General features: G+C 71.9%; 20 protein-coding genes. 10 read left to right on the top strand and 10 right to left on the bottom strand.

Annotated elements, in window-relative coordinates; genetic code table 11:
• Positions 1–96: 96 nt before the first annotated feature.
• From D1J63_RS25310 to D1J63_RS25300, 3 genes are all read right to left on the bottom strand, one after another.
• On the bottom strand, positions 97–3,744 hold the full coding sequence (locus D1J63_RS25310) for a LamG domain-containing protein (RefSeq protein ID WP_125631897.1): 3,648 nt from the start codon (positions 3,742–3,744) through the stop codon (positions 97–99).
• A 490-nt stretch (positions 3,745–4,234) separates the two neighbouring features.
• On the bottom strand, positions 4,235–4,441 hold the full coding sequence (locus D1J63_RS25305) for a DUF397 domain-containing protein (protein ID WP_125631895.1): 207 nt from the start codon (positions 4,439–4,441) through the stop codon (positions 4,235–4,237).
• The gene (locus D1J63_RS25300) at positions 4,434–5,228 is read right to left on the bottom strand and encodes a helix-turn-helix transcriptional regulator (RefSeq protein ID WP_125631892.1); all 795 of its coding nucleotides are present in this window, start codon (positions 5,226–5,228) and stop codon (positions 4,434–4,436) included. The genes D1J63_RS25305 and D1J63_RS25300 overlap by 8 nt, the downstream gene beginning before the upstream one ends.
• 162 nt (positions 5,229–5,390) lie before the next feature.
• Between D1J63_RS25300 and D1J63_RS25295 the strand changes: the two genes are divergently transcribed.
• Both D1J63_RS25295 and D1J63_RS25290 read left to right on the top strand, forming a co-directional pair.
• The gene (locus D1J63_RS25295) at positions 5,391–5,717 is read left to right on the top strand and encodes a hypothetical protein (protein ID WP_206436787.1); all 327 of its coding nucleotides are present in this window, start codon (positions 5,391–5,393) and stop codon (positions 5,715–5,717) included.
• Positions 5,714–5,986 (top strand): hypothetical protein, encoded by a 273-nt coding sequence (locus D1J63_RS25290; protein WP_125631890.1) that lies wholly within the window; start codon positions 5,714–5,716, stop codon positions 5,984–5,986. Before D1J63_RS25295 ends, D1J63_RS25290 begins: the two co-directional genes overlap by 4 nt.
• An 80-nt stretch (positions 5,987–6,066) precedes the next feature.
• On the opposite strand, the gene D1J63_RS25285 is transcribed toward D1J63_RS25290, so the two are convergent.
• Genes D1J63_RS25285 through D1J63_RS25270 form a run of 4 tightly spaced genes read right to left on the bottom strand, consistent with a single transcriptional unit; the run spans position 6,067 to position 10,778 of the window.
• Positions 6,067–7,572 (bottom strand): alpha-N-arabinofuranosidase, encoded by a 1,506-nt coding sequence (locus D1J63_RS25285; RefSeq protein ID WP_102932010.1) that lies wholly within the window; start codon positions 7,570–7,572, stop codon positions 6,067–6,069.
• 40 nt (positions 7,573–7,612) lie between these two features.
• Positions 7,613–8,482 carry a carbohydrate ABC transporter permease gene (locus tag D1J63_RS25280; RefSeq protein WP_125631888.1) on the bottom strand — a complete coding sequence of 290 codons (870 nt, stop codon included), beginning with the start codon at positions 8,480–8,482 and terminating at the stop codon, positions 7,613–7,615.
• Positions 8,479–9,423 carry a sugar ABC transporter permease gene (locus D1J63_RS25275; RefSeq protein WP_125631886.1) on the bottom strand — a complete coding sequence of 315 codons (945 nt, stop codon included), beginning with the start codon at positions 9,421–9,423 and terminating at the stop codon, positions 8,479–8,481. Before D1J63_RS25275 ends, D1J63_RS25280 begins: the two co-directional genes overlap by 4 nt.
• Positions 9,420–10,778 (bottom strand): extracellular solute-binding protein, encoded by a 1,359-nt coding sequence (locus D1J63_RS25270; RefSeq protein ID WP_125631884.1) that lies wholly within the window; start codon positions 10,776–10,778, stop codon positions 9,420–9,422. Before D1J63_RS25270 ends, D1J63_RS25275 begins: the two co-directional genes overlap by 4 nt.
• Positions 10,779–11,004: 226 nt before the next feature.
• Here D1J63_RS25270 and D1J63_RS25265 point away from each other — a divergent pair, with 226 nt between their 5' ends.
• The 4 genes from D1J63_RS25265 to D1J63_RS25250 all read left to right on the top strand — a co-directional run bounded on the left by D1J63_RS25265 (position 11,005) and on the right by D1J63_RS25250 (position 15,427).
• Positions 11,005–11,568, top strand: a complete 564-nt coding sequence (locus D1J63_RS25265; protein WP_125631882.1) for a toxin — start codon at positions 11,005–11,007, stop codon at positions 11,566–11,568.
• Positions 11,565–12,749, top strand: a complete 1,185-nt coding sequence (locus D1J63_RS25260) for an MAB_1171c family putative transporter (protein ID WP_125631880.1) — start codon at positions 11,565–11,567, stop codon at positions 12,747–12,749. Before D1J63_RS25265 ends, D1J63_RS25260 begins: the two co-directional genes overlap by 4 nt.
• A 70-nt stretch (positions 12,750–12,819) precedes the next feature.
• Positions 12,820–14,031, top strand: a complete 1,212-nt coding sequence (locus D1J63_RS25255) for an MAB_1171c family putative transporter (RefSeq protein ID WP_125631878.1) — start codon at positions 12,820–12,822, stop codon at positions 14,029–14,031.
• Positions 14,021–15,427: an FAD-dependent monooxygenase gene (locus tag D1J63_RS25250; protein WP_125631876.1), complete on the top strand. Its 1,407-nt coding sequence runs from the start codon at positions 14,021–14,023 to the stop codon at positions 15,425–15,427. The genes D1J63_RS25255 and D1J63_RS25250 overlap by 11 nt, the downstream gene beginning before the upstream one ends.
• Before the next feature lie 220 nt (positions 15,428–15,647).
• Here D1J63_RS25250 and D1J63_RS25245 read toward each other — a convergent pair whose 3' ends face one another.
• Positions 15,648–16,508 carry an SMP-30/gluconolactonase/LRE family protein gene (locus tag D1J63_RS25245; protein ID WP_125631874.1) on the bottom strand — a complete coding sequence of 287 codons (861 nt, stop codon included), beginning with the start codon at positions 16,506–16,508 and terminating at the stop codon, positions 15,648–15,650.
• Positions 16,505–17,278, bottom strand: coding sequence for an IclR family transcriptional regulator (locus D1J63_RS25240; protein ID WP_125631872.1), 774 nt, complete (start codon positions 17,276–17,278; stop codon positions 16,505–16,507). Before D1J63_RS25240 ends, D1J63_RS25245 begins: the two co-directional genes overlap by 4 nt.
• 99 nt (positions 17,279–17,377) lie before the next feature.
• Here D1J63_RS25240 and D1J63_RS25235 point away from each other — a divergent pair, with 99 nt between their 5' ends.
• Entirely contained in the window at positions 17,378–17,980 is a 603-nt protein-coding gene (locus D1J63_RS25235; RefSeq protein WP_125631870.1) for a hypothetical protein, read from the top strand.
• A gap of 14 nt (positions 17,981–17,994) precedes the next feature.
• Here D1J63_RS25235 and D1J63_RS25230 read toward each other — a convergent pair whose 3' ends face one another.
• Positions 17,995–18,702 (bottom strand): FadR/GntR family transcriptional regulator, encoded by a 708-nt coding sequence (locus tag D1J63_RS25230; RefSeq protein WP_125631868.1) that lies wholly within the window; start codon positions 18,700–18,702, stop codon positions 17,995–17,997.
• A 205-nt stretch (positions 18,703–18,907) separates the two neighbouring features.
• On the opposite strand from D1J63_RS25230, the gene D1J63_RS25225 reads away from it, so the two are divergent.
• The 3 genes from D1J63_RS25225 (at position 18,908) to D1J63_RS25215 (ending at position 23,198) form a co-directional block, all read left to right on the top strand.
• Entirely contained in the window at positions 18,908–20,284 is a 1,377-nt protein-coding gene (locus tag D1J63_RS25225; protein WP_125631866.1) for an SLC13 family permease, read from the top strand.
• An 87-nt stretch (positions 20,285–20,371) separates the two neighbouring features.
• A complete protein-coding gene (locus tag D1J63_RS25220; protein ID WP_125631864.1) occupies positions 20,372–21,829 on the top strand; it encodes an acyl-CoA synthetase in 1,458 nt (485 codons plus the stop codon).
• The gene (locus D1J63_RS25215; protein WP_125631862.1) at positions 21,822–23,198 is read left to right on the top strand and encodes a carboxyl transferase domain-containing protein; all 1,377 of its coding nucleotides are present in this window, start codon (positions 21,822–21,824) and stop codon (positions 23,196–23,198) included. The genes D1J63_RS25220 and D1J63_RS25215 overlap by 8 nt, the downstream gene beginning before the upstream one ends.
• Positions 23,199–23,329: the final 131 nt, after the last annotated feature.

The following is a 23,329-nucleotide window of genomic DNA, read 5'->3' as shown; positions in this document are numbered from 1 at the left end:
TGTGTGCCCGCGTCGTGCGAGCAGGCCATCGCTGCAAAACCGTCGTCTGATGCGGTGAGGACGCCCGCGCCGGATTCCGTCCCCACCGTCCGCCTATCAGTCACGCACGGTCTCTTCGAGCTGTTCGTAACTGGCCATCGCGCCGGCCCAGAGGCGTGCCTCGCTCACCCGGGCGGGCAGATAGTGCGCCCACGTCCCGTCGGAACTGCCCTTACCGAGAGCGAAGTCACCCGAGCCGATCTTCGCGGTGAAGGTTTGAGGATCCCCTGTACGGACGCTGCTCAGGTACAGACTGATCGTGCCTTCGGAAGCGTTGAAGACGCCGGTCAGCCGGACCGCCCCGTCCTCCACAGGCCCCGCTGCCGAGGCCACCGCGCTGAAGGTGCCGTTGGTGTTGAGCCTGCCGAAGTACCACGCGCCCACCGGCACGGCCTCGTCCAGGCCTGTGTCCCAGTTCGTCACGTACTCGACAGCTGTCTGTTTGTACCAGATGCCCCAGGCCGAGCCGTCGGCGGTGCGCTGACCCAGAACCTGTCCTGTGTAGCCGACTGGCTTGGTCGCGAGCTTCTCCGGGTCCAGCGCCGCCAGCGTGGTCACGGTGAACGAGCCGGTGTCATCCACCATCGGTCCGGAAGCAGTGGCCGCGTCGTCCACGCCGTCAAGGACGATCGCCCTGCCGTCCAGCGACGCTCCGCCGGTCAGGGTCAGCGACTTGCCGTAGCCCGAGGCCGCACCGTCGGGGATGGTGGTGCCACTGCCGTGGTCGGCCGACCAGTTCGCCACCAGTTCCACGGCCGCTCGGTTGGGCGAGTTCATCGGCTGCGCCAGATCGGCGATCTCCTCAGGCTGCAGTGCCCGCTGCCAGATGGTGGGCTCGTCCACGTTGCCCTTGAAGTAGTCGCTGTAGGTGTCCGACCACTGAGTGCGGCCGATCTGCAGCGGGCCGGTCGCCGCCCACGCCGTCGTATAGGGCTTGGCCCCCTGAAGCCTGCCGTTGACGTAGAGCCGGATCTCCTTCATCTCCGAGTCATAGACACCGGTCAGAAGGGTCCAGGCTCCGATGGTCGGCGCGTCAACCGAGTCGACCTTGGCGTACGACCAGGTGTCCGTGACCGGGGCGTCCTTGTTGACCGCGCGTAGCGCCCATCTGCCGGCCGAGTGCTCGTATCCGAGGTAGAAGGGGCTGCGGTGTGTGCCGTCCTGGCTGAGCACCGTGGAGTTGTGCGTCGGTGCCTCGGTCAAGCGCGCCCACGTGGAGATGGTGTAGGAGGCCCGTGTTTCCAGCACCTGACCGGACGTGGCCGCATAACTGGTGGTGCCGTTCAATGTCAGGGCCTGGTCGGTGACGGGGGCCGACAGCGGCACGTCCTCGTCATCATGGGTGATCAGACCGAGGCGGCCGTGGTCGTCACGTTTCGCTCCCCCGGCCAGGGCTGCGTTGTCCGCGTTGTCTTCCTTGGTGGCGGAGTCGACCGCTGTGTCGCCTTCCCCTTCGTCGTTGAAGTGCCACTCGCCGACCCGGACGCCCCCATCATCGACCATGAAATCGATGACAGTCCGCTCGCCCCGCCTGCCGATACCGACATCGTCCTGGGGTATCACGTACAAGCTGTAGAAGCCTGCGCGTGGCGGTGTGACCTCAACCGAGACTGTGCTTCCCTCCTTGGTGGACCAGGTTTCGTCGGTGGAAAGCCGGTACATGTAGAGAGAGATCGTGTCTCCCGCCACGGGCTCGAAGGTGAAGTCGACCTTCTCTCCCGGAGCGCCGCCCGGTGCGCAGGCGTTGGTGGTGCACTGGGTGTATGGGGTCTCAATGGTGACCTTCGGCGCTTTGGGCGCAGTCTTGTCGATCTTGAAGAAGCAGAAGCCGTCGGACTCCTTGCTGCTCAGATGGGACCCGTTGCCGTAGTAGGACCAGGTCCAGGCGTGGAAGCGGTACAGCTTGCCCTCGGCCAGGTTCGACCATTCAAGCGATACCGGCTGGTTGTCTCCTACTGGAGACGGGTTGAGCGAACCGCCGGCAGGCGGGGTGACATCCGACCAGGTGTTGTCGGCGTTCTTCACATCGACGTCGAAGTACACCTTCAGCTGGGCATCCTCCCCGCCGCCTGGCTTGGTATGCGGAGTGGCCCTGAACGATGGCGTGGGGTCGGAGGTGACCGCCGCCATGTCCTCATTCGGCTCGCAGTCGGGAGTGATGCCCGCTTGGGGTGGCTGGAAGCCGACCGGGTCCGGCTTTTCCGGCAGGCCGACGAAGTCGACCGCCAGCACGGCATCGTTCTTGAACCGCTTCCACGCCGAGGCGTCCGACTCGTCGTGTGCCCGGATCTCCAGGGTGAGGCGGGAAAACTTGCCCGCGGCGAAACTCTGGACGGTCGGGGTGAGGTTCTCGTTCGACTCCTCAGGATTGTCGTTGAACTCGATTGGTGCGTCCGGCGAGTCCGGGTCGCACAGCGAGCCCCGGCCCGCCGAAACCCACCGGTCGCCCATCCAGTCCAGTTCCTTCGGCCGTGACGACCACGTGGTGGACGAGGAGATGTTGTTGGTGCGGACCAGATCCACCCAGCGCGGATCGCACTGGAACGCCCACGGCTCCGTGACCCGGAAGGTGGCATCCAGGATCTTCTTGCCTGCCAGCTTCTCGGGAGAGAACTCGAAGTACAGCTTCTGCACATAGCCGGGACCGCAGTAGTAGCCGGACCAGGAACCACACTTCCCCGCGCCCTTGCCCATGCCGTCGTCCCCGTTGCCCCAGCCGTAGGACTCGTAGCCGTCGCTGCGCAGCAGGGTGCGCTCCGACGCGCCCCACGTCACCGGAGGATCGATGAAAACCGGGAAGGCCGAAGGCTCGGTGGAAGTGAGCATTTCTGCATCGGGGATGACCGACAGTGCGTCCTTGGTGACCTCGACGTCAATGCGGGCCACCGTGTCCCCCTGGCCCGGTTCCAGGCCCGAGCCGGACGGCGCGCTCTCCGCCGGGTCCGACGGCTGCCCCTCCTGGGCCCCGCCCGGGGTGTCCGCAGCCTGTACGGTCACCCACTGCGGTTGGGTGTCGCTGTCCTGGCCGGCCGAGTCCCACATCCGGGCCGGCGGCGCTTTGAAAACCGTGGTGCCGTTTCCGTCGACCGCCGCCAGGTTCCCGGCCGCGCCCTCACGGACCGTCAGGTTCTCTATATCCAGGTCGAAGGTGAGCTTCTCCAGCTCATCACTCGCCGCAGCCTCCGGAGTCTTCACCACGAGTACGTACTTGAAGCTCTCCGACGTGGCGGTCACCTGCAGGTCGACGTCCTTCAACACCTCCGGGTACACGGCACTGGGCCCGTCCAGGCGCGGGGCGGGCAACTTCCCCGGCCAGTCCAGCGCCAAAGACCGTCCCTGATCCTCGATCCGCGCCAACGGGCCGGTGTCACCGCCGCCGGAGAACGCCATCTGCACGGCAGCCCCCTTCGGGCCCACCGTGCCGTCCGCACGCTTCACCAGGGTCGGATCCGGTGCCTGCCACCCACCGTCGGCCGCTGGAGCACGGACCGGCGTGGACGACTCCTCCAGCGTGAACGTGTAACCATCCGGATTGGCGAACACGGTCGTCCGCGCCGTGCGCTGACCGGTCACCTCCACCCGCTGACCAGACTCCTGCGCCTGTTCGAGAGCCTTCTGGCTCTCCGACAACGGCGCGGTGGGAAGCTCCTCCCCAGCCGCGGCGTAAGCCGTTGCCCCCGGCACAACGGCCGCGACGACCGCCATGCACACCGCAGCCGTCAGACCCACGCCGACGGCGCGGCCGCGCCTGCCGTCCGGTCTCCTCGCACGGCCCTTCTGTCCGGGCCGCACGCGCTGCCCGTCCCGCAACCGGGTCCACATCCCCGCCACACCCCACCCACAAGATTTACAAAGTAGCCAGGAGTAACTAACGCCTCGACAGAACGCCAGGTCAACAGGACGGAAACGGACATCAACATGCCAAGTTCCGGAAAGTCATGTGAGGAACCCAACGTTTGACAGAGGTTGCACGCCACGGGATCACTCTTCCGCATCTATCCCAACACGCCATGGCAACCGCGCTGAGTCTGGCTACGGGTGAGATCCTGCCGAATGGTGCAGCGTTGACGCTGTCTGCGGCACTGGGCCGAGAGAGGTGCCGCACCGAAAGTCGCCGGTGCTGGGTCGGCGAAATCCGCAGCGCCCTGACGTCATGCTCGCCAACACGAGACGCGTCCTGCTCCAAGGGGGAAGGTCATTCTTCCTTGAGGTCCGTGATGAACGACGTCCACCCGCCCGCCGAGAACACCACCGCTGCCCCGCCTGGCACCTTCGAGTCACGGACGGGTATCCCAGCGAGGTACCCGTCTATCACCTCCACGCAACTACCGGCCTCGTTGCCGCTGTAGGTGGACCTGCGCCAGCCCACGAGGTCGGCAGCGTTCGCAATGTGCTCAGGCATCGTCTTCGTAGTCCTTCGCCGTCGACTTGAGCAGGGCGAGCGATTCACGTAGGGACAGTGCGTCGCTCAACGCGTGATAGTAGGCGCCCTGCAACCGCTCGACGACGGTCGGACTGTCGTGCATCTTGGCGACGTGGATGCCCTCCGAGTACGCCACCGGGGGCTGGTCTTCGAACCACAGCAGGCTCAGCATGCTCTGCATGACCGGATACGCCCCTTGGTGGTGGGGCATGACATGCACCCGGACGCGACCGCTCTCCACCAGCTGGGCGAGATGGGTGAGTTGGTCCGCCATGACCTGCCGACCGCCGATCACGCGGTGCAGCAGCGCCTCGTCCAGCAACCCCCAGAAGACGGGAGTGATCGGATCGTCGAGGATCTTCCCTCGCTCGAGGCGTGTGACAAGGCGCCTGTCACATTCCTCGGCGGTCAACGGAGGGTACGTGGTGCTGAGAACAGCACGTGCGTATCCCTCCGTCTGCAGGAGGCCGGGAAAGAAGGTCACGGCTGACTCCCGAATCACCACCGCCTGCGCCTCCAGCAGCCGCGCTGCCTCAAAATAGTCCGCGACCACCGCCTCCTCCGGAGGGAGAAAGCTGGTCAGGACATCCCCCGTGTTCAGCGCCGTGTCCAGCCGCCGCGCGTCCTCCTTCGACGGCACCCGCCGCCCTGCTTCGATGTGCGCGATGTGCGACCGCGTCATAATGGCCATGTCGGCAAGCTGCTGCTGCGTCAGGTCGGCCTCCTCGCGCTGCTGCCTGAGCCAGTCGCCGTAGATGTTGCTCATCCGTTCGACTCCCATGTGACAAAGGCGCTGTCACATCCGCACCTCTGGCGAGCCTAGCCGCGACCGTCTCACTCTGTATGCAGATCGCTACGGAAAGCGAGACCCCCGCGACCGTCGCACCGGTCCGGGGGCGTGGTCACCGATCACCACGGAGTCGACGACATGCGTCACCGTATCGCCCGCCTCGCCGGGCCACCCCTGCTTCTGCTGCTCGAACTCCTGCTGCCCGCCTCGGGACGACGGCGCCGACGACGGCGTCCGATGACGACGCCCACGGCGCCCGCCCGCCTCGCGGACGCGACAACCACCCGCGCCGGCACGCCCGCCCTGCGCGGCGAGGACAACGCCCTCGTACGCCCGTGCCTCCTGGCCCGCGAGCGAAGCGAGGAGGTCAGGCGGCAGCGGGCCCAGCGCCGTGCCCTGTGGTTCGCGGTGCACGGCATCGACCTCGGGCCGCGGGTGATCCACGGCGTGGAGTTGGCGCGGTGAACGACGGGAACCGGCCCGCCCGTCTCCTGCCCTGGACGGGCTCCGAGGGCAAGCCCTGCTACCTCCTGACCGACGGCGACGGACCGCTGTCCCGGATGGCCGACGTGATGGAGCGAACCCAACTCGACATGGCCCAGGGACTGCTGGACCACGCCGCCGACCTGCTCGGAGACGTGCGGGCGACGCCCGAGCAGCTCCGCTTTCTGCTGACCCGGATGCGAGAGGCGCTGACGGATGTGCACCGCATCGCCGAGAGCCGGGGCATGTGATCGCGCTGGGCAGCGCGGCCGGAGGAGTCCCGGTGAAGCCCGTTCCCTCCCCCGGCCGGCGCCGCTGACCGGCGCCGGGGTCAGCGCAGCCGGATCACGTTCCAGGAGAGCGGTTCGAGGGCGGCGGTGAGCGTGCCCTCGGCCAGGGTGGTGCCGTCCACCGGGTGCGGGGCGACGCGCTCGGGGTCGGCGAGGGTGTTGCGGGCGTCGGGGTCGGCGTCCGCGAGGGCGCTGTGCTCGACGACCTCCGTCAGGTGCAGGCCGCTGAGGGCGACCTCCAGCGGGAGGGCCTCGGTGCGGGAGCGGTTGACGGCGAAGACGGTGACCGAGCCGTCCTCGGCGCGCACGGCGGTGGCGTGCAGGAGGTCGGCCTCGCCGTACTTCGCGGTGTCGTACGTCGGGGAGTCCACGCGGACGTCGAGGACCTCGCCGCGGCCGTACTTCGAGGCCTGGGAGAAGGGGAAGAAGGTGGTCTGGCGCCAGGCCGGGCCGCCCGGCTCGGTCATGATCGGGGCGATGACGTTGACGAGCTGGGCGAGGCAGGCCACGGTGACGCGGTCGGCGTGCCGCAGCAGGGCGATCAGCAGCGAGCCGAAGACGACCGCGTCCATGACGCTGTAGTTGTCCTCGAGGATGCGGGGCGCCTCGGGCCAGTCCAGGACGCTCACCTGGGCCTCGGTCCGGCTCATGTACCAGACGTTCCACTCGTCGAAGGAGAGGTTGATCCTCTTCTTGGACTTGAGGCGGGCGCCGACGTGGTCGCAGGTGGCGACGACGTTCTCGATGAACGACTCCATGTCCACGGCGGAGGCGAGGAAGGAGTCGACGTCCCCGTCGTGCGGTTCGTAGTAGGCGTGCAGGGAGATGTGGTCGACCAGGTCGTAGGTCTCCTGGAGGACGGTGGCCTCCCAGGCGGCGAAGGTGTCCATCGCCTGGCTGGAGGACCCGCAGGCGACGAGTTCGACGTCCGGGTCGATCTGGCGCATGGCGCGGGCGGTCTCGGCGGCGACGCGGCCGTACTCCTCGGCGGTCTTGTGGCCGGTCTGCCAGGGACCGTCCATCTCGTTGCCCAGGCACCACAGGCGGATGCCGAAGGGGTCCTTGTCGCCGTGCTCGGCGCGCAGGTCGGACAGGGCCGTGCCGGAGGGGTGGTTGGCGTACTCCTGGAGTTCCAGGGCCTCCGCCACGCCTCGGGTGCCGAGGTTGACGGCCATCATGGGCTCGGCCTGGGGGCCGATCTTCTTGAGGAAGGCGATGTACTCGGAGAGGCCGAAGCGGTTGGTCTCGGTGGAGCGCCAGGCCAGGTCGAGGCGGCGCGGGCGGTCCTCCACCGGGCCGACCGAGTCCTCCCACTTGTAACCGGAGACGAAGTTGCCGCCGGGGTAGCGGACGGCGGTCACACCGAGCTCGCGGACCAGGTCCAGCACGTCCTGGCGCAGGCCCTCGGCGTCCGCGGTGGGGTGGCCCGGCTCGAAGACGCCGGTGTACACGCAGCGTCCGAGGTGTTCGACGAAGGAGCCGAAGAGGCGGGGGTTGACGGCGCCGACGGTGAAGGCGGGGTCGAGGGTGAAGCGGGCGGGGCGCATCTTGTCCTTTCGGGGGTGACTTGTCCTCGTACGGGGCTCTCTACTGGCCGGCCAGGCCCGTGTGGGCGACGCCCGCCACGATCTGGCGCTGGAAGAAGACGAAGACGACGATCAGCGGCAGGCCCGCCATCAGGCCGCCGGCCATGAGCTGGGCCCACTGGATGCCGTAGGAGTTCATGACGGTCGCGATGCCGTTCGGCATGGTCATCAGGTCGGGGTTGTTGGTGACCATGTACGGCCACAGGAAGTTGTTCCAGGAGCTGATGAAGGTGAAGATGCCGACCGCCGCGAGCGAGGGGCGGGAGAGCGGCACGATGATCGTGAAGAAGACGCGCCAGCGGCCGGCGCCGTCGATGAAGGCGGCCTCCTCCAGCTCGCGCGGGATGCCCTGGAAGAACTTGTAGAGGATGTAGACCATCGCGGCGGGCGCGCACTGCGGCAGGATCATGCCCCAGTAGGTGTCGACCATCCCCATCTGCTGGACGGTGGTGAACAGCGGGACGCCGAGCACGGCCGGGGAGACCATGAGGCCGGCCATCACCACACCCATCAGGACGCCCTTGCCGCGGAACTCGGTGCGGGCGAAGCCGTATCCGGCGAGCGCGGCGACCAGCAGCACGATCGTCGTCACGCACACGGACACGACCAGCGAGTTGACGAACCAGTTGGTGATGTTGCCGGTCTCGAAGAGGGCCGTCCAGGCCTGGCCGGTCCAGTCGTGCGGCAGCCAGTGCGTGGGCACCTCGACCGCCTCGGTCTCCGACTTCAGCGAGGTGAACAGGGCCCAGGCGAGCGGGGCGAGGAACACCGCGGAGACGGCGGTGCCGAGCAGGGTGAGCACGATCTGGCCGGGTGTCCACCCCCGGCGCGGGCGGGTGCGGGTGCGGATCGGCGGTGCGGCGGTGGTCATCGGCCGCCCTCCTCACGGTTGCGCAGCAGCCACATCCGGGCGAGGGCGACGGCCGCGATGAGCACGAAGAAGATGATGGAGATCGCGGAGGCGTAGCCCACGCGGTAGCTGGTGAAGCCCTGTTCGAGCGTGTACTGCACGAAGGTGCGGGTGGAGTTCTCCGGGCCGGGCCCGAAGTCCTGCATGACGACGGCCTGGTCGAAGACCTGGAGCGAGGCGAGGATCTGCAGCGCGACGACGAGGCCGGTGATGTTGCGCAGCATCGGCAGCGTGATGTGGACGGTGCGGTGCCAGGCGTTCGCGCCGTCGAGCTTGGCCGCCTCGTAGAGGTGGGCGGGGATGCCCTGGAGTGCGGCGAGGTAGAGCAGGAAGCTGAAGCCGACGGTCCACCACAGCGTGGTGATGACGACGGCGAGCATGGCGTACGACTTGTCGGTCAGCCACGGGGTGTCGAGGCCGAAGACGTGGTTGATCATGCCGGTGCCGGGGTTGAACAGCCACTGCCACAGGTTGGCGGCGACGGTGGACGGCAGCAGGAACGGCAGGAAGAAGCAGAGCCGCCACAGCCACTTGCCGCGCTCGATGTGGTGGGCCAGCATCGCCAGGAGGAAGGCGAGGACGGTGATGCAGGGCACGACGAGCAGCGTGAAGTAGGCGCTGTGGCCGAGCGCGTCCCACATCAGGGGGTCCCGGAGGGCCTCGCGGTAGTTGTCGAGGCCGATGAAGCTCGCGCTGTCGCCGGAGATGTTGGCGTCGGTGAAGCTCAGGTAGAGGCCGCGCAGCAGCGGCCAGACCACGAACAGGGCGAAGAGGGCGAGGAACGGGGCGACGAACCAGCCGCCGTGCTGGAAGCCCTGCCCGCGGCGGACGCCGACGCTGTCGGCGGCGGCGGTCCTCGCACGTGTCGGGCGGACGATCGTCTCGGCGCCGGTGGCGGTCATGCGGCGGCACCTCCCTGTGCGGCGGTACGGCCGTCCATGGGGTTCTTCATGGCGAGCAGTTCGGCGAGGGTGCTCTTCATCCGGCGGGCGGCGGACTCGGGCTTCGTGGAGCCCGTCGTCGAGGAGACGACGATCGGGCCGACGCGCTGGGCGAGGATGCCGGTGGAGCCCGCGAACCACACCTTGGGCTCGGTGGCCTGGTGGTCCATGGCCGAGACGTACTCGTTCTGCGGTTGCAGCTTCCGGTACGCGGCCGTGGACAGGGTCGGCGTGTAGGCGGGGATGTGGCCGCCGGCCGCCCACTGCCGGGCGTGCTTGACGACGTAGGCGGCGAGCCGGTGCGCGCCCTCGTTGGTGGCGCCGCCGCGGTCGGCCTGGTGCGGCAGGACGAAGGAGTGCGACTCGGCGTGGGTGGCCCGCCTGCCGAAGACGGGCGGCAGCGGGGTGGCGCCGTAGTCGAGCTTCGCGGCGTCGAAGACCGGCACGGACCAGTTGCCCTCCCAGCAGAAGGGCGAGCCGTTGACGAACTGTTCGGCACCGGCCCCGCCGCCGAAGGAGGGGTTGGCGTACCCGTCGGCGACGTGCTTGCGCAGGAACTCCAGGACCTGGACGGCCTTGTCGGTGTCGAAGGCGACCTCGGTCTTCGCGTCGTTGAACCAGGTGCCGCCGAGCTGGGTGTAGAAGGCGACGAAGAACCACCACTGGAAGTTCTGGTCGTTGTGCCACAGCCCGATGGTCTGCAACCCCTTCGCGGTGGCCTTCCTGGCCTCCTTGAGCACGTCGAACCACTCCTCGGTGGAGGTGACCGGCACGATCCGGCCGTCCTCGCCGAGCAGGCCCGCCTTCTTCAGCACGTCCTTGCGGTAGAAGCAGAGCTGGACGTGGATGTCGAGCGGGAGGGCGTAGAGCCTGCCGCCGATGACGGCGCGCTTCCACAGCTCGGGGTTGAAGTCCTCTTCCCGCACTCCGTACTTGGCGAGCAGGGCGGGGTCCCAGGGGTCGAGGAGGCGGCCGGGTGAGAAACCGGTGACGCGGCCGAGGTGCATGACGCCGAGGTCGGGCGCGCGGTTGCCGGCGGCGGCCATGGCGAGCTTGGTGTAGAAGGGGCTGCCCCACTGGAGGGTGGAGTCCTCCACGTCGATGCCGGGGTTGTCCCTGCGGAAGGAGTCCAGCATCGCGATCATGTTGTAGCCGTCGCCGCCGCTGAAGAGGTTCCAGTACCGCACCCGGGTGTCCGCTCCGGAGGCGAGCGCGTCGGCGCCGGTGCCGAGCGCGGCGAAGCCGAAGCTGCCCGCGACCGTCAGGCCGCCGGCCGCGGCCAGAAAGTGCCTGCGATTCAGGCCAGGTCGTCCCATGCCCTGCCCTAACTGTTCGATATACCGAATGTCGCTCGTAACTTCGAACGGGAAACGTAGGTGGGAAGCGCTTGCGCGTCAATGGTTCGGGCAGGATCCCGGCCGGGACTTTTCCCGGGAGTACGGAGTCGGCCACGGACCTGCCGCGGAACTGGCCCACAGGGCACGCCTCTTGGCATATTGCAGGGGTGGCCGGAGGACAGCCCGGGGGAACGAGGAGACAGCGGTGCGTACCAGGAAGGAGATGCGGCGTCTCGCCGACGCCCTCATCGACCCCATCCGGGTGGCCGTGCCGGCCGACCCCGAGGTGCTGTTCGACGCGCTCGTCGCCTCCGTCAGCGCGTGGCGGGGCCGGGAGGTGGTCGTGCACCGGGCGGCGTTCCCGCCGCACACCGCGAGCGGACTGTGGCTGGAGCGCGAGAGCCACGACGACGTGGTGGTGGACGAACGCGCGGCCGTCTGGCACCAGATCGTGATCCTCTGCCACGAGGTCTGGCACATGAGCCGCCGCCGGGCCGAGGCGGAGCGGGAGGCGGCGGCGAACGCCCGGGCGGGCAGCCGGAACCGGCCCGTCGTCCGGAACCGGCCGGTGGCCGCGCGCACCGACTTCTCCCTGGCCGAGGAGCAGGAGGCGGACCGCTTCGGCATGCTGATGGGCAGCCGGCTGCGCGTCTGGCTGGACGCCTCCACCGACTCGGTGTTCGCCGCGGAGGGCGGCGACGCGGACAGCCCGCGCAGTCTCGCCGGGCGCATCGGGGCCGCGCTCAACTACCGCGGGACGACCGGATGAACAGCCTGATCAACTACACGAGTTGCGGGGCGCTCTGGCTGGGTCTCGCGGTGAAGGCCCCCGACCTGCTGCGGCACCGGCACGATCCGTATCTGCGGGCCATCTGCGCGGTGCTGGGGCTGGCCGGGCTCTGCTTCCTGCTCGGGGCGCCGCCGACGGTCGGCGCCGTCAACCGGCTGAGCGGTGTGCCCAACCTCGCGGCGCCGCTCACCTACGCGGCGATCACCGGGTACTGCGCCGCCTCCCAGGTCCTCGTCGTCCACTGGCGCGGCGGGCCCCGGGTGCGCCGCACCGCCCGCCGGTGGACGCTCGCCTACGCCGTCGTGGTCCTCGGCATCGGGGTGGCCTTCGCCCTCGGCGACGCGCCCGTGGAGCGCCGCACCGACCTGGACACCTACTACGCGACGACCCCGTTCATCGCCCAGATGATCGTGCTGTACCTGGTCGCGCACCTGACCGCGGTGACCGTCACGACGGTGTCCGCGCTGCGCTGGGCCCGGCAGGTGCGCGGCGGGCTGCGGGCCGGCCTGCTGCTGCTCGGCGCCGGTTCGCTGTGCGGCGCCGGCTACAGCGCCGTCAAGCTCGTCGCGGTGAGCGCCCGCTGGTCCGGGCGGGACTGGTCGGCGCTCGGCACCACCGTCTCCCCGGCCGCGGCCGGCCTCGGCGCCCTCCTGGTGGTCGTCGGGGTCCTCGTACCGCTGGCGGCGCCGTGGCTGGCCGAGCGGCGGCGCGCGTCCCGCGCCTACGTCCGGCTCGAGCCGTTGGAGCGGGCCCTGGACGACCTGCTCGTCCGGCGGGCGCTGCGGCTGCCGCGCCCCCGGTTCGCCTCGCCCGCCACCCTCCTGATGTGGCGCCGCACGAGCATCCACAACGCGCTCGGCCAGCTGGCCGCGTACTGCGACGGGGACCTGTACGACCGCACCCGTGCCGACGCGCTGGCGGCGACGGGGGATCCCGGGCTGGCCGGTGCGCGGGCGTGGGCCGCGGTGCTCACCGACGCGCTGCGGCGCGAGGCCGGCCCCGGGCGGACGTCGCCCCCGTCCCCCGGCACCGGCCGGTCCCCGGTGCCGTCACCGGACCCGGCGACCCTCGCGCGGATCGCCGACGTACTCGCCGGCACCGTGCGGGTGCCGGCCGCCTCCGCCCTGCCGGGCGACAGGACCACGGCGGGCACCGCGTGACGGGCGGCGGGCCGACCGGAAGCCGGCGCGGCGCGGCCGGGGAAGTCCCGCGGGAGAGGAGTGGTCGGGCGTGAGTCTCGTCGTCTACCTGGCGGCACTGGTGTTCGGCATGACCTCGGTGCTGCTGTTCCGCCGTCCGCGCACCGCCGTCCGCGACCCGCTGACCCTGTCCACCTGCGCGGCGATCGTCCTCGGCGCCCTGGTCTTCGTGTGCGCCGCCCCGGCCACCCTCGGCACCGTCAACCGGCTCACCGGCGTCCCCAACTTCGGCGCCCCGCTGACCTACGGCATGCTCTCCGCGTACAGCTGCGCGGTGCTGGTGCTGCTGATCAACTGGCGCGGCGGTCCCCGGTCGGTGGTGCGGCGCGCGGTGCTGCGCAGCATGGCCGCCTACGGTCTGCTGGTGGCCGCCATCGTCGTGCTGTTCCTGCTCGCCGACGCGGACACCGAGCGGCTGACCGACCTCGACACCTACTACGCGGACACCCCGTTCATGCGGGAGATGATCCTGCTGTACCTGCTCGGGCACAGCGCGGCGATGCTGGTGATGTGCGCCGTCTGCGTCAAGTGGAGCCGTGAGGTGGACGGCCTGCTGCGGGCCGGGCTGCGGCTCATCGTGCTGGGCGGGCTGCTGGACCTGCTGGGGTTCCAGCTCGCCAAGTACACGGCCGTGGTGGCGCGGTGGGCGGGTCACGACCTCGACGTGCTCTCCACCACGGTGGCCCCGCCGATGGCGTCGCTGGCGGCGCTGGTGTGTTCCGTGGGCTTCACCCTGCCCCGGCTGCTGCCGTCCGTGCTGGCGCACTGGCGGGGGCTGGACGACTACCGGCGGCTGGGTCCGCTGTGGTCGCTGGTGAAGCCGGTGTCCACGGCGCCCCGGCAGCCCGCCGCCCGGTGGCAGCTGCCCCGGGCCCGGCTGCAGTGGCGGGAGGTCTCCATCCACGACGCGCTGCTCACCCTGGCGCCGTACTTCGACCACCGGGTCCGGGAACGGGAGCGGGACGCCGCCCTGCGCGCGGGCCGCTCCCCGCACGAGGCCCGGCTGGCGGCGGAGGCGGTGATGCTCGCCGACGCGGTACGCCGGGCCGCCGCCCACGAGGAACCGCCCGACGCCGCCCCTTCCTACCGGCTGCATGCCACCGAGGTGCCCGGCCCGAGCGGGCTGGTGGCACTGTCGCAGGCCCTGCACCACCCGCCCGGCCGGGCCGGCGCGCCCGGCGGCACGAACCCGTCCTCCCTGCCCGGCCCCCTGACCGAACCCGAGGAGCCCCATGTCGCGTAGAGCTGTCGTCGTCGGTGCCGGACTGGCCGGGATGCTGGCCGCGGCCGTACTGGCCGACGCGGGAGTGGCGGAGGTCGTGGTCCTGGACCGCGACGAGCTGCCCGACGGGCCGCGCCCGCGCCGGGGGCTGCCGCAGGGCCGGCACGCGCACCTGCTGATGGCCGGCGGGCTGGCCGCGATGGAGGAGATCGTGCCCGGCGCGAGCCTGCGCGGGCGGCTGCTCGGCGCCGGGGCGCACGAGATCTCCCTCAGCTCGGGCACGCTGGCCCGCACCCCCGAGGGCTGGCTGCGCCGCTGGCGGCGCGAGGGGCCCGCCATGCTCACCTGCACCCGCGCGCTGGTGGACTGGACGGTGCGGGACGCGGTGCTCGCGCACACCCCGGTCGAGGTGCGCGAGGCGACGGCGGTCGGTCTGACGGGGTCGGCGGGCCGGGTGCGGGGCGTGCGGGTGTCGGGGCCCGACGGAGAGACGGTGCTCGACGCCGACCTGGTCGTCGACGCGAGCGGACGCGGTACGCGGATCGTGCCCTGGCTGGCGGGGCTCGGGCTGTCCGGCGTGCGGACCCGGACCGTGGACTCGGGGCTGGTCAACGCCTCGCGCCTGTACCGGGTGCCGGCCGGGGCGGAGCGGTTCCCGCTGACGGTCGTGCACGCCGATCCGTACGTGTCCCGGCCGGGCCGCAGCGCCATGGTGATGCCGGTCGAGGGGGGCCGCTGGCTGGTCAGCTGCGGCGGCACGCGCGGCGGTGAGCCGCCGGCCGACCCCGAGGGCTTCCTGCGCTACACGCTCGGCCTGCCGGACCCGATCGTCGGACGGCTGATCTCCGGCGCCGAACCGCTCACCGACGTGCGTCTGAGCCGGTCCACCAGCAATGTGCGGCACTACGTGGACAAGGTGCCGCACTGGCCCGAGGGCCTCGTGGTCCTCGGCGACGCGCTCGGCACCTTCAACCCGGCCTACGGGCAGGGCATGTCGGTGGCCGCGTTCGGCGCCCGGGTCCTCGGCCGGGAGCTGGCGCGGGCCGGCCGTCTCGACGCGCCCGGACTCGCCCGGCGGGTGCTGCGCGGCGCGGCGCGCCCGGTGGACGCGGCCTGGGCGATGGCCGTCGGGCAGGACGTCCTCTACCCCGAGACGCGCGGCGGGCGGCGGCCGGGGCTCGGCGACCGGGCGGTGACGGCGTACACGCGGCGCATGACGAGGGCGGCCACCGGCAGCTTCGCGGCGGCCTCGGCGCTCTGGGACGTCACCAGCATGCGCACCCCGCCGACCCGCATGTTCCACCCGTCGGCGGTCCTGGCCGCCCTGGCCGGCCCGCCGCTCCCCCCACTGTCGGGGCCGCCGCTGACGCCCGGCGAGCGCGAGGTGCTCGCCGGGCTCGACCGCGCGGGGGTGTGAGCGAGCAGCCGGTCCACGCGCGGAAGCACGACCGCCCCCGCCTCCTCACCCGGCCTCTCCCGGCAGCCCCCACCGGGGCCTCCGTCTCCGCCGTACCGGACCGCCGCCGACCCCGGCGAGCGCGAGGTGCTCGCCGGGCTCGACCGCGCGGGGATGTGAGCGGACGGCCGGACCGGCACCGGGTTGGCGTCCGTGCGGCAACGGAGTGCAGTCGCGGCGCTCACCCCGCGAACGCGGGCTGCGCCACCCCCCGTCCGGCCCCCGGCACCACCAGCAGCGAGCCCGCCAGTGGGTGCGGGGCCGTCAGGCCGACCCGGGCGGTGGTGAGGTACAGGTCGGTGAGGTCCGGGCCGCCGAAGGCGCAGGCCGTGACGCGCGGGACCGGGAGGGTGAGCACCCGGTCCAGGTCGCCGGACGGGGTGTAGCGGCGTACCGCGCCGCCGTCCCACAGGGCGACCCACACACAGCCCTCGGCGTCGACGCACAGGCCGTCGGGGAAGCCCGCGCCCTCCTCGACGGTGGCCAGGGGGCGGCGGTTCGCGACCCGGCCGTCCGCGGCGACGTCGAAGACGTCGATGCGGCGGGTCGGGGTGTCGATGTAGTACATCAGCGTGCCGTCGGGGCTCCAGCCGGTGCCGTTGCTCACCGTCACGTCGTCGAGGACGGTCTCGGCGGTGCCGTCCCCGGTGAACCGGGACAGCGTGCCGCCGCCCGGAGCCTCGTCGTAGCGCATGGTGCCCGCCCACAGGCTGCCGTCGGGGGCGACGGCGGCGTCGTTGGCGCGGCGGCCGGGGACGGGCTCCCGGTGCAGCCAGCGGAAGGTGTCGTCGGGGTCGAGCAGGCCGACGCCGTCCCGCAGGTTGAGGACCAGGCCGCCGCCCGCGCGGGGCTTGACGGCGCCCACGTGCTGGTCGGTGCGGCGCAGCGTGCGCCGGCCGGTGGCCGGGTCGTAGGTGTGGACGCGGGAATTCAGGATGTCGAGCCACAGCAGGCGGTCGGTCGCCGGGTCCCAGGTGGGGCCCTCGCCGAGGGTCGCTTCCGCGTGGACGGCCACCTCGAAGGCCGTGCCGTTCGTCGTCATGCCGCGCTCCTGTGACCGAGCCGCTCGGAGAGGTCGGCGGCGCCCTTGACGGCCAGCTGCTCCAGTTCGGCGCGGCGTTCCTCGCTCCAGCGGATCATGGGCACCGAGATCGACAGCGCGGCGACGACGCGGCCGGTGCGGTCGCGGACCGGGGCGGCCACGCAGGAGACGTCCGGGTTGGACTCGCGGCTCTCCACGGCGGTCCCCCGCTCGCGGATCCCGGCGAGGGCCTCGCGCAGGGCGGCCGGGTCGGTGATGCTGTTCGGGGTCATCGCGGTCAGCTCGGCGCCGTCGGGAAAGCGCGCGGCGACCTCCGGCTCGGGCAGGGAGGCCAGCAGCATCTTGCCGACCGACGTGCAGTGCGCGGGCAGCCGCCGTCCCGCCGCGGAGACCATGCGCACCGCGTGCGTGGAGTCGACCTTGGCGATGTAGATGACGTCGGTGTCCTCCAGGATCGCCACGTGCACCGTCTCGTCGCAGGTCTCGGCGACGGTCCGGGCGACCTGCTGGCCCTCCGCGGCGAGGTCGAGGTGTTCGGCGTAGCGGGCGCCGAGCTGGTACGGACGCACGCCGAGCCGGTACCGTCCGGACTGCCCGGGGACCGGGACGATGTACTTGCGGGCGGCGAGCGTGGTGACCAGCTCGTGCACGGTGGTCCGCGGCAGCTGCAGCCGGCGCACGATGTCGGGGGCGGAGAGCGTGCCGTCCCCGTCGAGGAAGAGCTCCAGTATGTCGAGAGCCCGGGTCACGGCCGGCACGAGGCGTCCCATGTCCAGCCCCCTCCCTGAGTGTGTTCGAGATTTCAACAGACGGTCGGAATAACGAACACAGGCTACTCATATCGCGTTTGCCTGGGCAATGGTCGGGTGATGATGGGTGCCATGCCGACCGGAAAGCAGTCCGCGGGTCCGTTCACCCCGCGCGACTTCCAGCTCGTCCTGCTGCGCCGCATGGCCGACCACAACCCCGGCCCGGTCGAGGACGCCCGCCGCGAGCTGGGCGCCTCGGTCGCGGACATGCGCGAGGCCAACAGGCGCTGGCAGGCGATGCTCCACTCACCCCGGTCCCGCTCGGCGGCCGCCCGGTACCGCTCCGTCCTGGGCGAGCCGGAGTCGGTGGCGCCGCGCCGGATCGGCGACCTGGAGTGCGAGGCCCGGCAGTGGGCGCTGCCCCTGTGGCCGGACCTGCGCTTCGAGGTGCTCGTCGCGGACAAGGGCGTCGTCTGGAACGAGTGGCTGGTCCGCGCCCCCGGCGCACCGGCGCCCGAGCTGCGCACCCTGGACGACCTCACGCCCTGGTCGTGCACGGTGGACGAGGCGGCCCGCGCCTTCGCCCCCGCCCGGCCGCTCCAGGGCTCGGCCCCGACCCGGTGGGGGCTGGCCTTCACCGCCCCGGACCGGGACGGCGTACGACACGAGGTGGTCGCGGAGTTCACCTGGGGGCTGCTCCAGCGCACCGCGGTCGGCGCATAGGGAAGGGCCCCCGGTCAGCGCTCGTCCTCCGGGTCCCAGTCCAGCAGGCGGACCTTGGCGACCGTACGGACGTGGCGGCGCATCGCGGCGGCGGCCTGCCGGGGCTCCCGGGCGGCGACGGCGTCCAGGATCGCCCGGTGCTGGGCCAGGGAGCGGCCGGGGCGGCCGGGCTGGCGCAGGGACTCGGTGCGGCTCTCGGCGATCTGGTGGGCGATGGAGCGCATGAACTCGGCGAGCAGGCTGCTGTGCGCCGCCGCCGTCACCGCCGCGTGGAACAGCCGGTCCCCCTCGACACCGTGCCCGTCGCGGTCGATCTCCTCGGCCATCACGTCCAGCGCGGCCCGCATCGCGGCGAGGTCGTCCTCCGTGCGGCGCTCGGCGGCCAGTTCGGCGAGCTTGGTCTCCAGCGCCTCACGGGCCTCCAGGACGTCCGGAAGTCGGCGCCGGCGTTCGACCATCGCCTCGACCGGTTCGACGTCGAGGCTGTCGCGGACCAGATAGGTCCCGCCGCCGTGCCGCGCCTCCACCAGGCCCTGCACTTCCAGGACCACGATGGCCTGCTTCACCGAGGCGCGGCTGACGCCGAGGCGGTGGGCGAGGTCCCGTTCGGGCGGAAGGCGGTCGCCGGCCCGCAGGCCGCCGTCGGTGACGTACTGGCGCAGCCGCTCCAGCACCTGTTCGTACAGGCGCTGCTTGGTCATGGGGCGCAGGGCGTCGGTCATGAGGTCCCCCCTCTCGACGGGAGCGTAGCACCGGGCGGGAGGTGGCCCGGTGGCCGAGTGGCTGAGTGGCTGAGCCAATTGTTGCGCGACCCCTTGACGCCGGCTCCCGCCGGGCCCACGCTGACCAGCCAACCGCACCATCCAAGTGGCTCAGCCACTCAGCCACTCCCCATCGGCAGTCAGGTCAGCACTCGGGAGCCCCCGCATGTCCCCCGAACTCATCTCGATCCTCGTCCTCGTCGTGGTGTTCGTCATCGCCACCACCCGCTCCGTCAACATGGGCGCGCTCGCCTTCGCCGCCGCGTTCGGGGTGGGCACGCTCGTCGCCGACCTCGACGCGGACGGCATCTTCGCCGGATTCCCCGGCGACCTGTTCGTCGTCCTCGTCGGTGTCACCTACCTGTTCGCGATCGCCCGGGCCAACGGCACCACCGACTGGCTGGTGCACGCGGCCGTCCGGCTGGTGCGGGGGCGGGTCGCGCTGATCCCGTGGGTGATGTTCGCGCTCACCGGCGCGCTCACCGCGATCGGCGCGGTCAGCCCGGCCGCGGTCGCGATCGTCGCGCCGATCGCCCTGAGCTTCGCCACCCGGTACTCGATCAGCCCGCTGCTCATGGGCACGATGGTGGTGCACGGCGCGCAGGCCGGCGGGTTCTCGCCGATCAGCATCTACGGCTCGATCGTCAACGGCATCGTGGAGCGCGAGAAGCTCCCGGGCAGCGAGGTCGGCCTGTTCCTGGCCTCCCTGGTCGCCAACCTCCTCATCGCGGCCGTGCTGTTCGCCCTGCTCGGCGGGCGGAAGCTGTGGGCGCGCGGGGCGGTGCCGCCGGAGGACGGCGGCGCCCTGGGCAAGGGCGGCACGGGGACCGGCGCAGGCAAGGGCACCGGCACCGGCACGAGCGCTGGCACCGGCGGCACCGCCCCCGCCGCCGTGGCCGTCCGCCCCGACCAGGAGACCGGCGGCGCCGAGGGCACCGGCGTACGCCTCACCCCCGCCCGCGTCGCCACGCTCGTCGCCCTGGTCGCCCTCGTCGTGGCCGTCCTCGGCTTCGACCTGGACGCGGGTCTGACCGCCGTCACCCTCGCCGTGGTCCTGAGCACCGCCTGGCCGGACGACAGCCGCCGCGCGGTCGGCGAGATCGCCTGGTCCACGGTGCTGCTGATCTGCGGTGTCCTCACCTACGTCGGCGTGCTGGAGGAGATGGGCACCATCACCTGGGCGGGTGAGGGCGTCGGCGGCATCGGCGTCCCGCTGCTGGCCGCCGTACTGCTCTGCTACATCGGCGCGATCGTGTCGGCCTTCGCGTCCTCCGTGGGCATCATGGGCGCGCTGATCCCGCTGGCGGTGCCCTTCCTCGCGCAGGGCGAGATCGGGGCGGTCGGCATGATCGCGGCGCTCGCGGTGTCGGCGACGGTGGTGGACGTCAGCCCGTTCTCGACGAACGGCGCGCTGGTGCTGGCCGCGGCCCCGGACGTGGACCGGGAACGTTTCTTCCGCCAGTTGATGATCTACGGCGGGATCGTGGTGGCGGCCGTGCCGGCGCTGGCCTGGCTCGTGCTGGTGGTGCCCGGCTTCGGGTAGACCCACCTCGCGGATCCCGCGCGATCCGGCAGCCTTGAACGACAGCTCGGACGACAGCTCTCGGGCGACAGCTAAGGAGTACTTCGCGTGTCCTCTCTCTTCCCGGCCCTCTCCCCGGCCCCGACCGGCGCTCCGGGCGACCGGCCCGCGCTGCGGTTCGGCGAGCGTTCCCTGACCTACGCGGAACTCGCCGCCGCGGCGGGCGCCACGGCCGGGCGGATCGGCGGCGCCGGCCGGGTCGCCGTCTGGGCCACCCCGGCGATGGAGACCGCCGTCGCCGTGGTGGCGGCGCTGCTGGCCGGGGTCGCCGCCGTACCCCTCAACCCGAAGTCCGGCGACAAGGAACTCGCGCACATCCTCTCCGACAGCGCGCCCTCCCTGCTCCTGGCGCCCCCGGACGCCCAACTCCCGCCCGCCCTCGGCGCCCTGGAGCGTGTCGACGTCGACGTGCGGGCCCGCGGGAGCGTCCCCGAGGACCGCGCCGACGAGGGCGACCCCGCGCTCGTCGTCTACACCTCCGGCACCACCGGCCCGCCCAAGGGCGCCGTCATCCCCCGTCGTGCCCTGGCGACGACCCTGGACGCGCTCGCCGACGCCTGGCAGTGGACCGGCGACGACGTCCTGGTGCAGGGGCTGCCGCTGTTCCACGTGCACGGGCTGGTGCTCGGCGTCCTCGGCCCGCTGCGCCGGGGCGGCTCGGTGCGCCACCTGGGCAGGTTCTCCACCGAGGGCGCCGCGCGGGAGCTGAACGACGGCGCGACCATGCTGTTCGGCGTGCCCACGATGTACCACCGGATCGCCGAGACGCTCCCCGGCGACCCGGAGCTGGCGAAGGCGCTCGCCGGGGCCCGGCTGCTGGTGTCGGGGTCGGCCGCGCTGCCGGTGCACGACCACGAGCGGATCGCCGCCGCCACCGGACGCCGGGTGATCGAGCGCTACGGCATGACGGAGACCCTGATGAACACCAGCGTGCGCGCCGACGGCGAGCCGCGCGCCGGGACGGTGGGCGTGCCGCTGCCCGGCGTGGAGCTGCGGCTGGTGGAGGAGGACGGCACGCCGATCGCGGAGCTGGACGGGGAGAGCGTGGGCGAGATCCAGGTGCGCGGCCCGAACCTGTTCACCGAGTACCTCAACCGCCCCGACGCCACCGCCGCCGCCTTCACCGCGGACGGCTTCTTCCGCACCGGCGACATGGCGGTGCGCGACCCCGACGGCTATGTCCGCATCGTCGGCCGCAAGGCCACCGACCTGATCAAGAGCGGCGGTTACAAGATCGGCGCCGGGGAGATCGAGAACGCGCTGCTCGAACACCCGGGTGTGCGGGAGGCCGCGGTCACCGGGGAGCCCGACCCCGACCTCGGGGAGCGGATCGTGGCCTGGATCGTCCCGGCCGACCCCGCCGCGCCGCCCGCCCTCGATGAGCTGGCCGACCATGTCGCGGGCCGGCTCGCCCCGCACAAGCGGCCCCGCGTCGTCCGGCACCTCGACGCGCTGCCCCGCAACGACATGGGGAAGATCATGAAGCGGGCGCTGGACCGTGGCTGAGCGCCCGACCGCGCGGGAGTTCCTCGCCCTGGTCACCGACGACGCCACCTTCGCCGAACTCCCCCACCCGGACGGCTCCTGGCAGCCCGACGGCCCCCTCGGCTGGCCCGGTTACGACGCCGCGCGGGCCCGCGCCGCCGAGCGCACCGGCGAGACGGAGTCCGTCGTCTGCGGCACCGGCGACGTCGAGGGCACCCGGGCCGTGCTCGTCTGCTTCGAGTTCGGCTTCCTCGGCGGCTCGCTCGGCCACCGCACCGGCGACCGTCTCGAGGCGGCGTACGCGTACGCCCGTGAACACCGGCTCCCCGTGGTGCCGTTGGTCGCCACGGGTGGCAGCCGGATGCAGGAGGGGATGCTCGCGCTGACCCAACTCCAGCGGGTGGCAAGGCAGTCGGCGCTGACCCGGGCGGCAGGTCTGGCGCAGATCGCGGTGGTGCGGGACCCGGCGACCGGAGGCGGCTGGGCGACCCTGGGCGCGGGCGCCGACGTGGTCCTCGCCCTGCCCGGCGCCCAGGTCGGCTTCGCCGGCTCGCGGGTCCGGCCGCCGGACGCCGACCCGGCGGCGTACACGGCCGAGGCGCAGGTGGCGGCGGGCAGCGCGGACGCCGTCGTACCGCCCGGGGAGCTGCGCGCGACGCTGGGGCGGTGGCTGCGGCTGCTGACGGCACCGTCGAACGCTCCGGCGCCGGTGCCTCGGCCGCTGGGCGCGCGGGACCTGCCGGCCGACGGCTGGGAGGCGGTACGCCGGGCCCGCGCCCCCGAACGCCCGCGTGCGGGGGCGTACCTGGACGCCTACTTCACCGAACGGGTCGTCCTGTCCGGCGACCGCTGCGGCGGTCGGGACCCGGAGGGCATGCTGTGCGGCTTCGGCACGCACGCGGGGCGGACGGTCGCGTACGCCGCCCAGACCGGCGCGGCGACCCGGCCCGCCGGGTACCGCACCGCGACCCGGCTCGTCCACCTCGCGGACCGGCTCGGCATCCCGGTGCTGACCCTGGTGGACACGCCGGGCGCGGCCAACGACGCGGAGGCGGAGCGGCAGGGGGCGGGTCCGGCGATCGCGGACCTGTTCGGCGCCGTGGCCTCGGTGCGCACGCCGGTCACCACGCTGGTGATCGGCGAGGGCGGTTCGGGCGGCGCGCTGGCCCTGGCGGCACCCGGCAGCACCTGGGCCACGCCGGACAGCTACTTCTCCGTCATCGCGCCGGAGCACGCGGCGGCGATCCTCAAGCGCCCGCCGGAGGAGGTGGAGGCGACGGCCGGTCAACTGCGCCTGCGACTTCAGGACTTGACCGAACTTGGCGTGATCCGAACAAGCGAGCAGGTGTTCCCTGGAACAGGTGATCGTCGCTCTGAAGAGCGCATGTGACTGCAGGGACCAACGATACTTACGGTGTGCAAGCAACGGGCTGCAGACCGTAGTTGACGCACATGTCCCACGTAGTCCCGGCGGGGCCCCGCGGTCCCGCACATGAACAGCGCAAGGAGCTGCACGATCAT

It is taken from the genome of Streptomyces sp. KPB2 (assembly GCF_003950055.1).
GTDB classification, from domain to species: domain Bacteria; phylum Actinomycetota; class Actinomycetes; order Streptomycetales; family Streptomycetaceae; genus Streptomyces; species Streptomyces salinarius.
This window is presented reverse-complemented; position numbering and strand designations above follow the sequence as displayed.

Coding starts and splice junctions, on each gene's coding strand:
- D1J63_RS25310 (WP_125631897.1), bottom strand. CDS start 3,744: ATGGCGGTCGTCGCGGCCGTTGTGCCGGGGGCAACGGCTTACGCCGCG.
- D1J63_RS25305 (WP_125631895.1), bottom strand. CDS start 4,441: ATGCCTGAGCACATTGCGAACGCTGCCGACCTCGTGGGCTGGCGCAGG.
- D1J63_RS25300 (WP_125631892.1), bottom strand. CDS start 5,228: ATGAGCAACATCTACGGCGACTGGCTCAGGCAGCAGCGCGAGGAGGCC.
- D1J63_RS25295 (WP_206436787.1), top strand. CDS start 5,391: ATGCGTCACCGTATCGCCCGCCTCGCCGGGCCACCCCTGCTTCTGCTG.
- D1J63_RS25285 (WP_102932010.1), bottom strand. CDS start 7,572: ATGCGCCCCGCCCGCTTCACCCTCGACCCCGCCTTCACCGTCGGCGCC.
- D1J63_RS25280 (WP_125631888.1), bottom strand. CDS start 8,482: ATGACCACCGCCGCACCGCCGATCCGCACCCGCACCCGCCCGCGCCGG.
- D1J63_RS25275 (WP_125631886.1), bottom strand. CDS start 9,423: ATGACCGCCACCGGCGCCGAGACGATCGTCCGCCCGACACGTGCGAGG.
- D1J63_RS25270 (WP_125631884.1), bottom strand. CDS start 10,778: ATGGGACGACCTGGCCTGAATCGCAGGCACTTTCTGGCCGCGGCCGGC.
- D1J63_RS25260 (WP_125631880.1), top strand. CDS start 11,565: ATGAACAGCCTGATCAACTACACGAGTTGCGGGGCGCTCTGGCTGGGT.
- D1J63_RS25250 (WP_125631876.1), top strand. CDS start 14,021: ATGTCGCGTAGAGCTGTCGTCGTCGGTGCCGGACTGGCCGGGATGCTG.
- D1J63_RS25245 (WP_125631874.1), bottom strand. CDS start 16,508: ATGACGACGAACGGCACGGCCTTCGAGGTGGCCGTCCACGCGGAAGCG.
- D1J63_RS25240 (WP_125631872.1), bottom strand. CDS start 17,278: ATGGGACGCCTCGTGCCGGCCGTGACCCGGGCTCTCGACATACTGGAG.
- D1J63_RS25235 (WP_125631870.1), top strand. CDS start 17,378: ATGATGGGTGCCATGCCGACCGGAAAGCAGTCCGCGGGTCCGTTCACC.
- D1J63_RS25230 (WP_125631868.1), bottom strand. CDS start 18,702: ATGACCGACGCCCTGCGCCCCATGACCAAGCAGCGCCTGTACGAACAG.
- D1J63_RS25225 (WP_125631866.1), top strand. CDS start 18,908: ATGTCCCCCGAACTCATCTCGATCCTCGTCCTCGTCGTGGTGTTCGTC.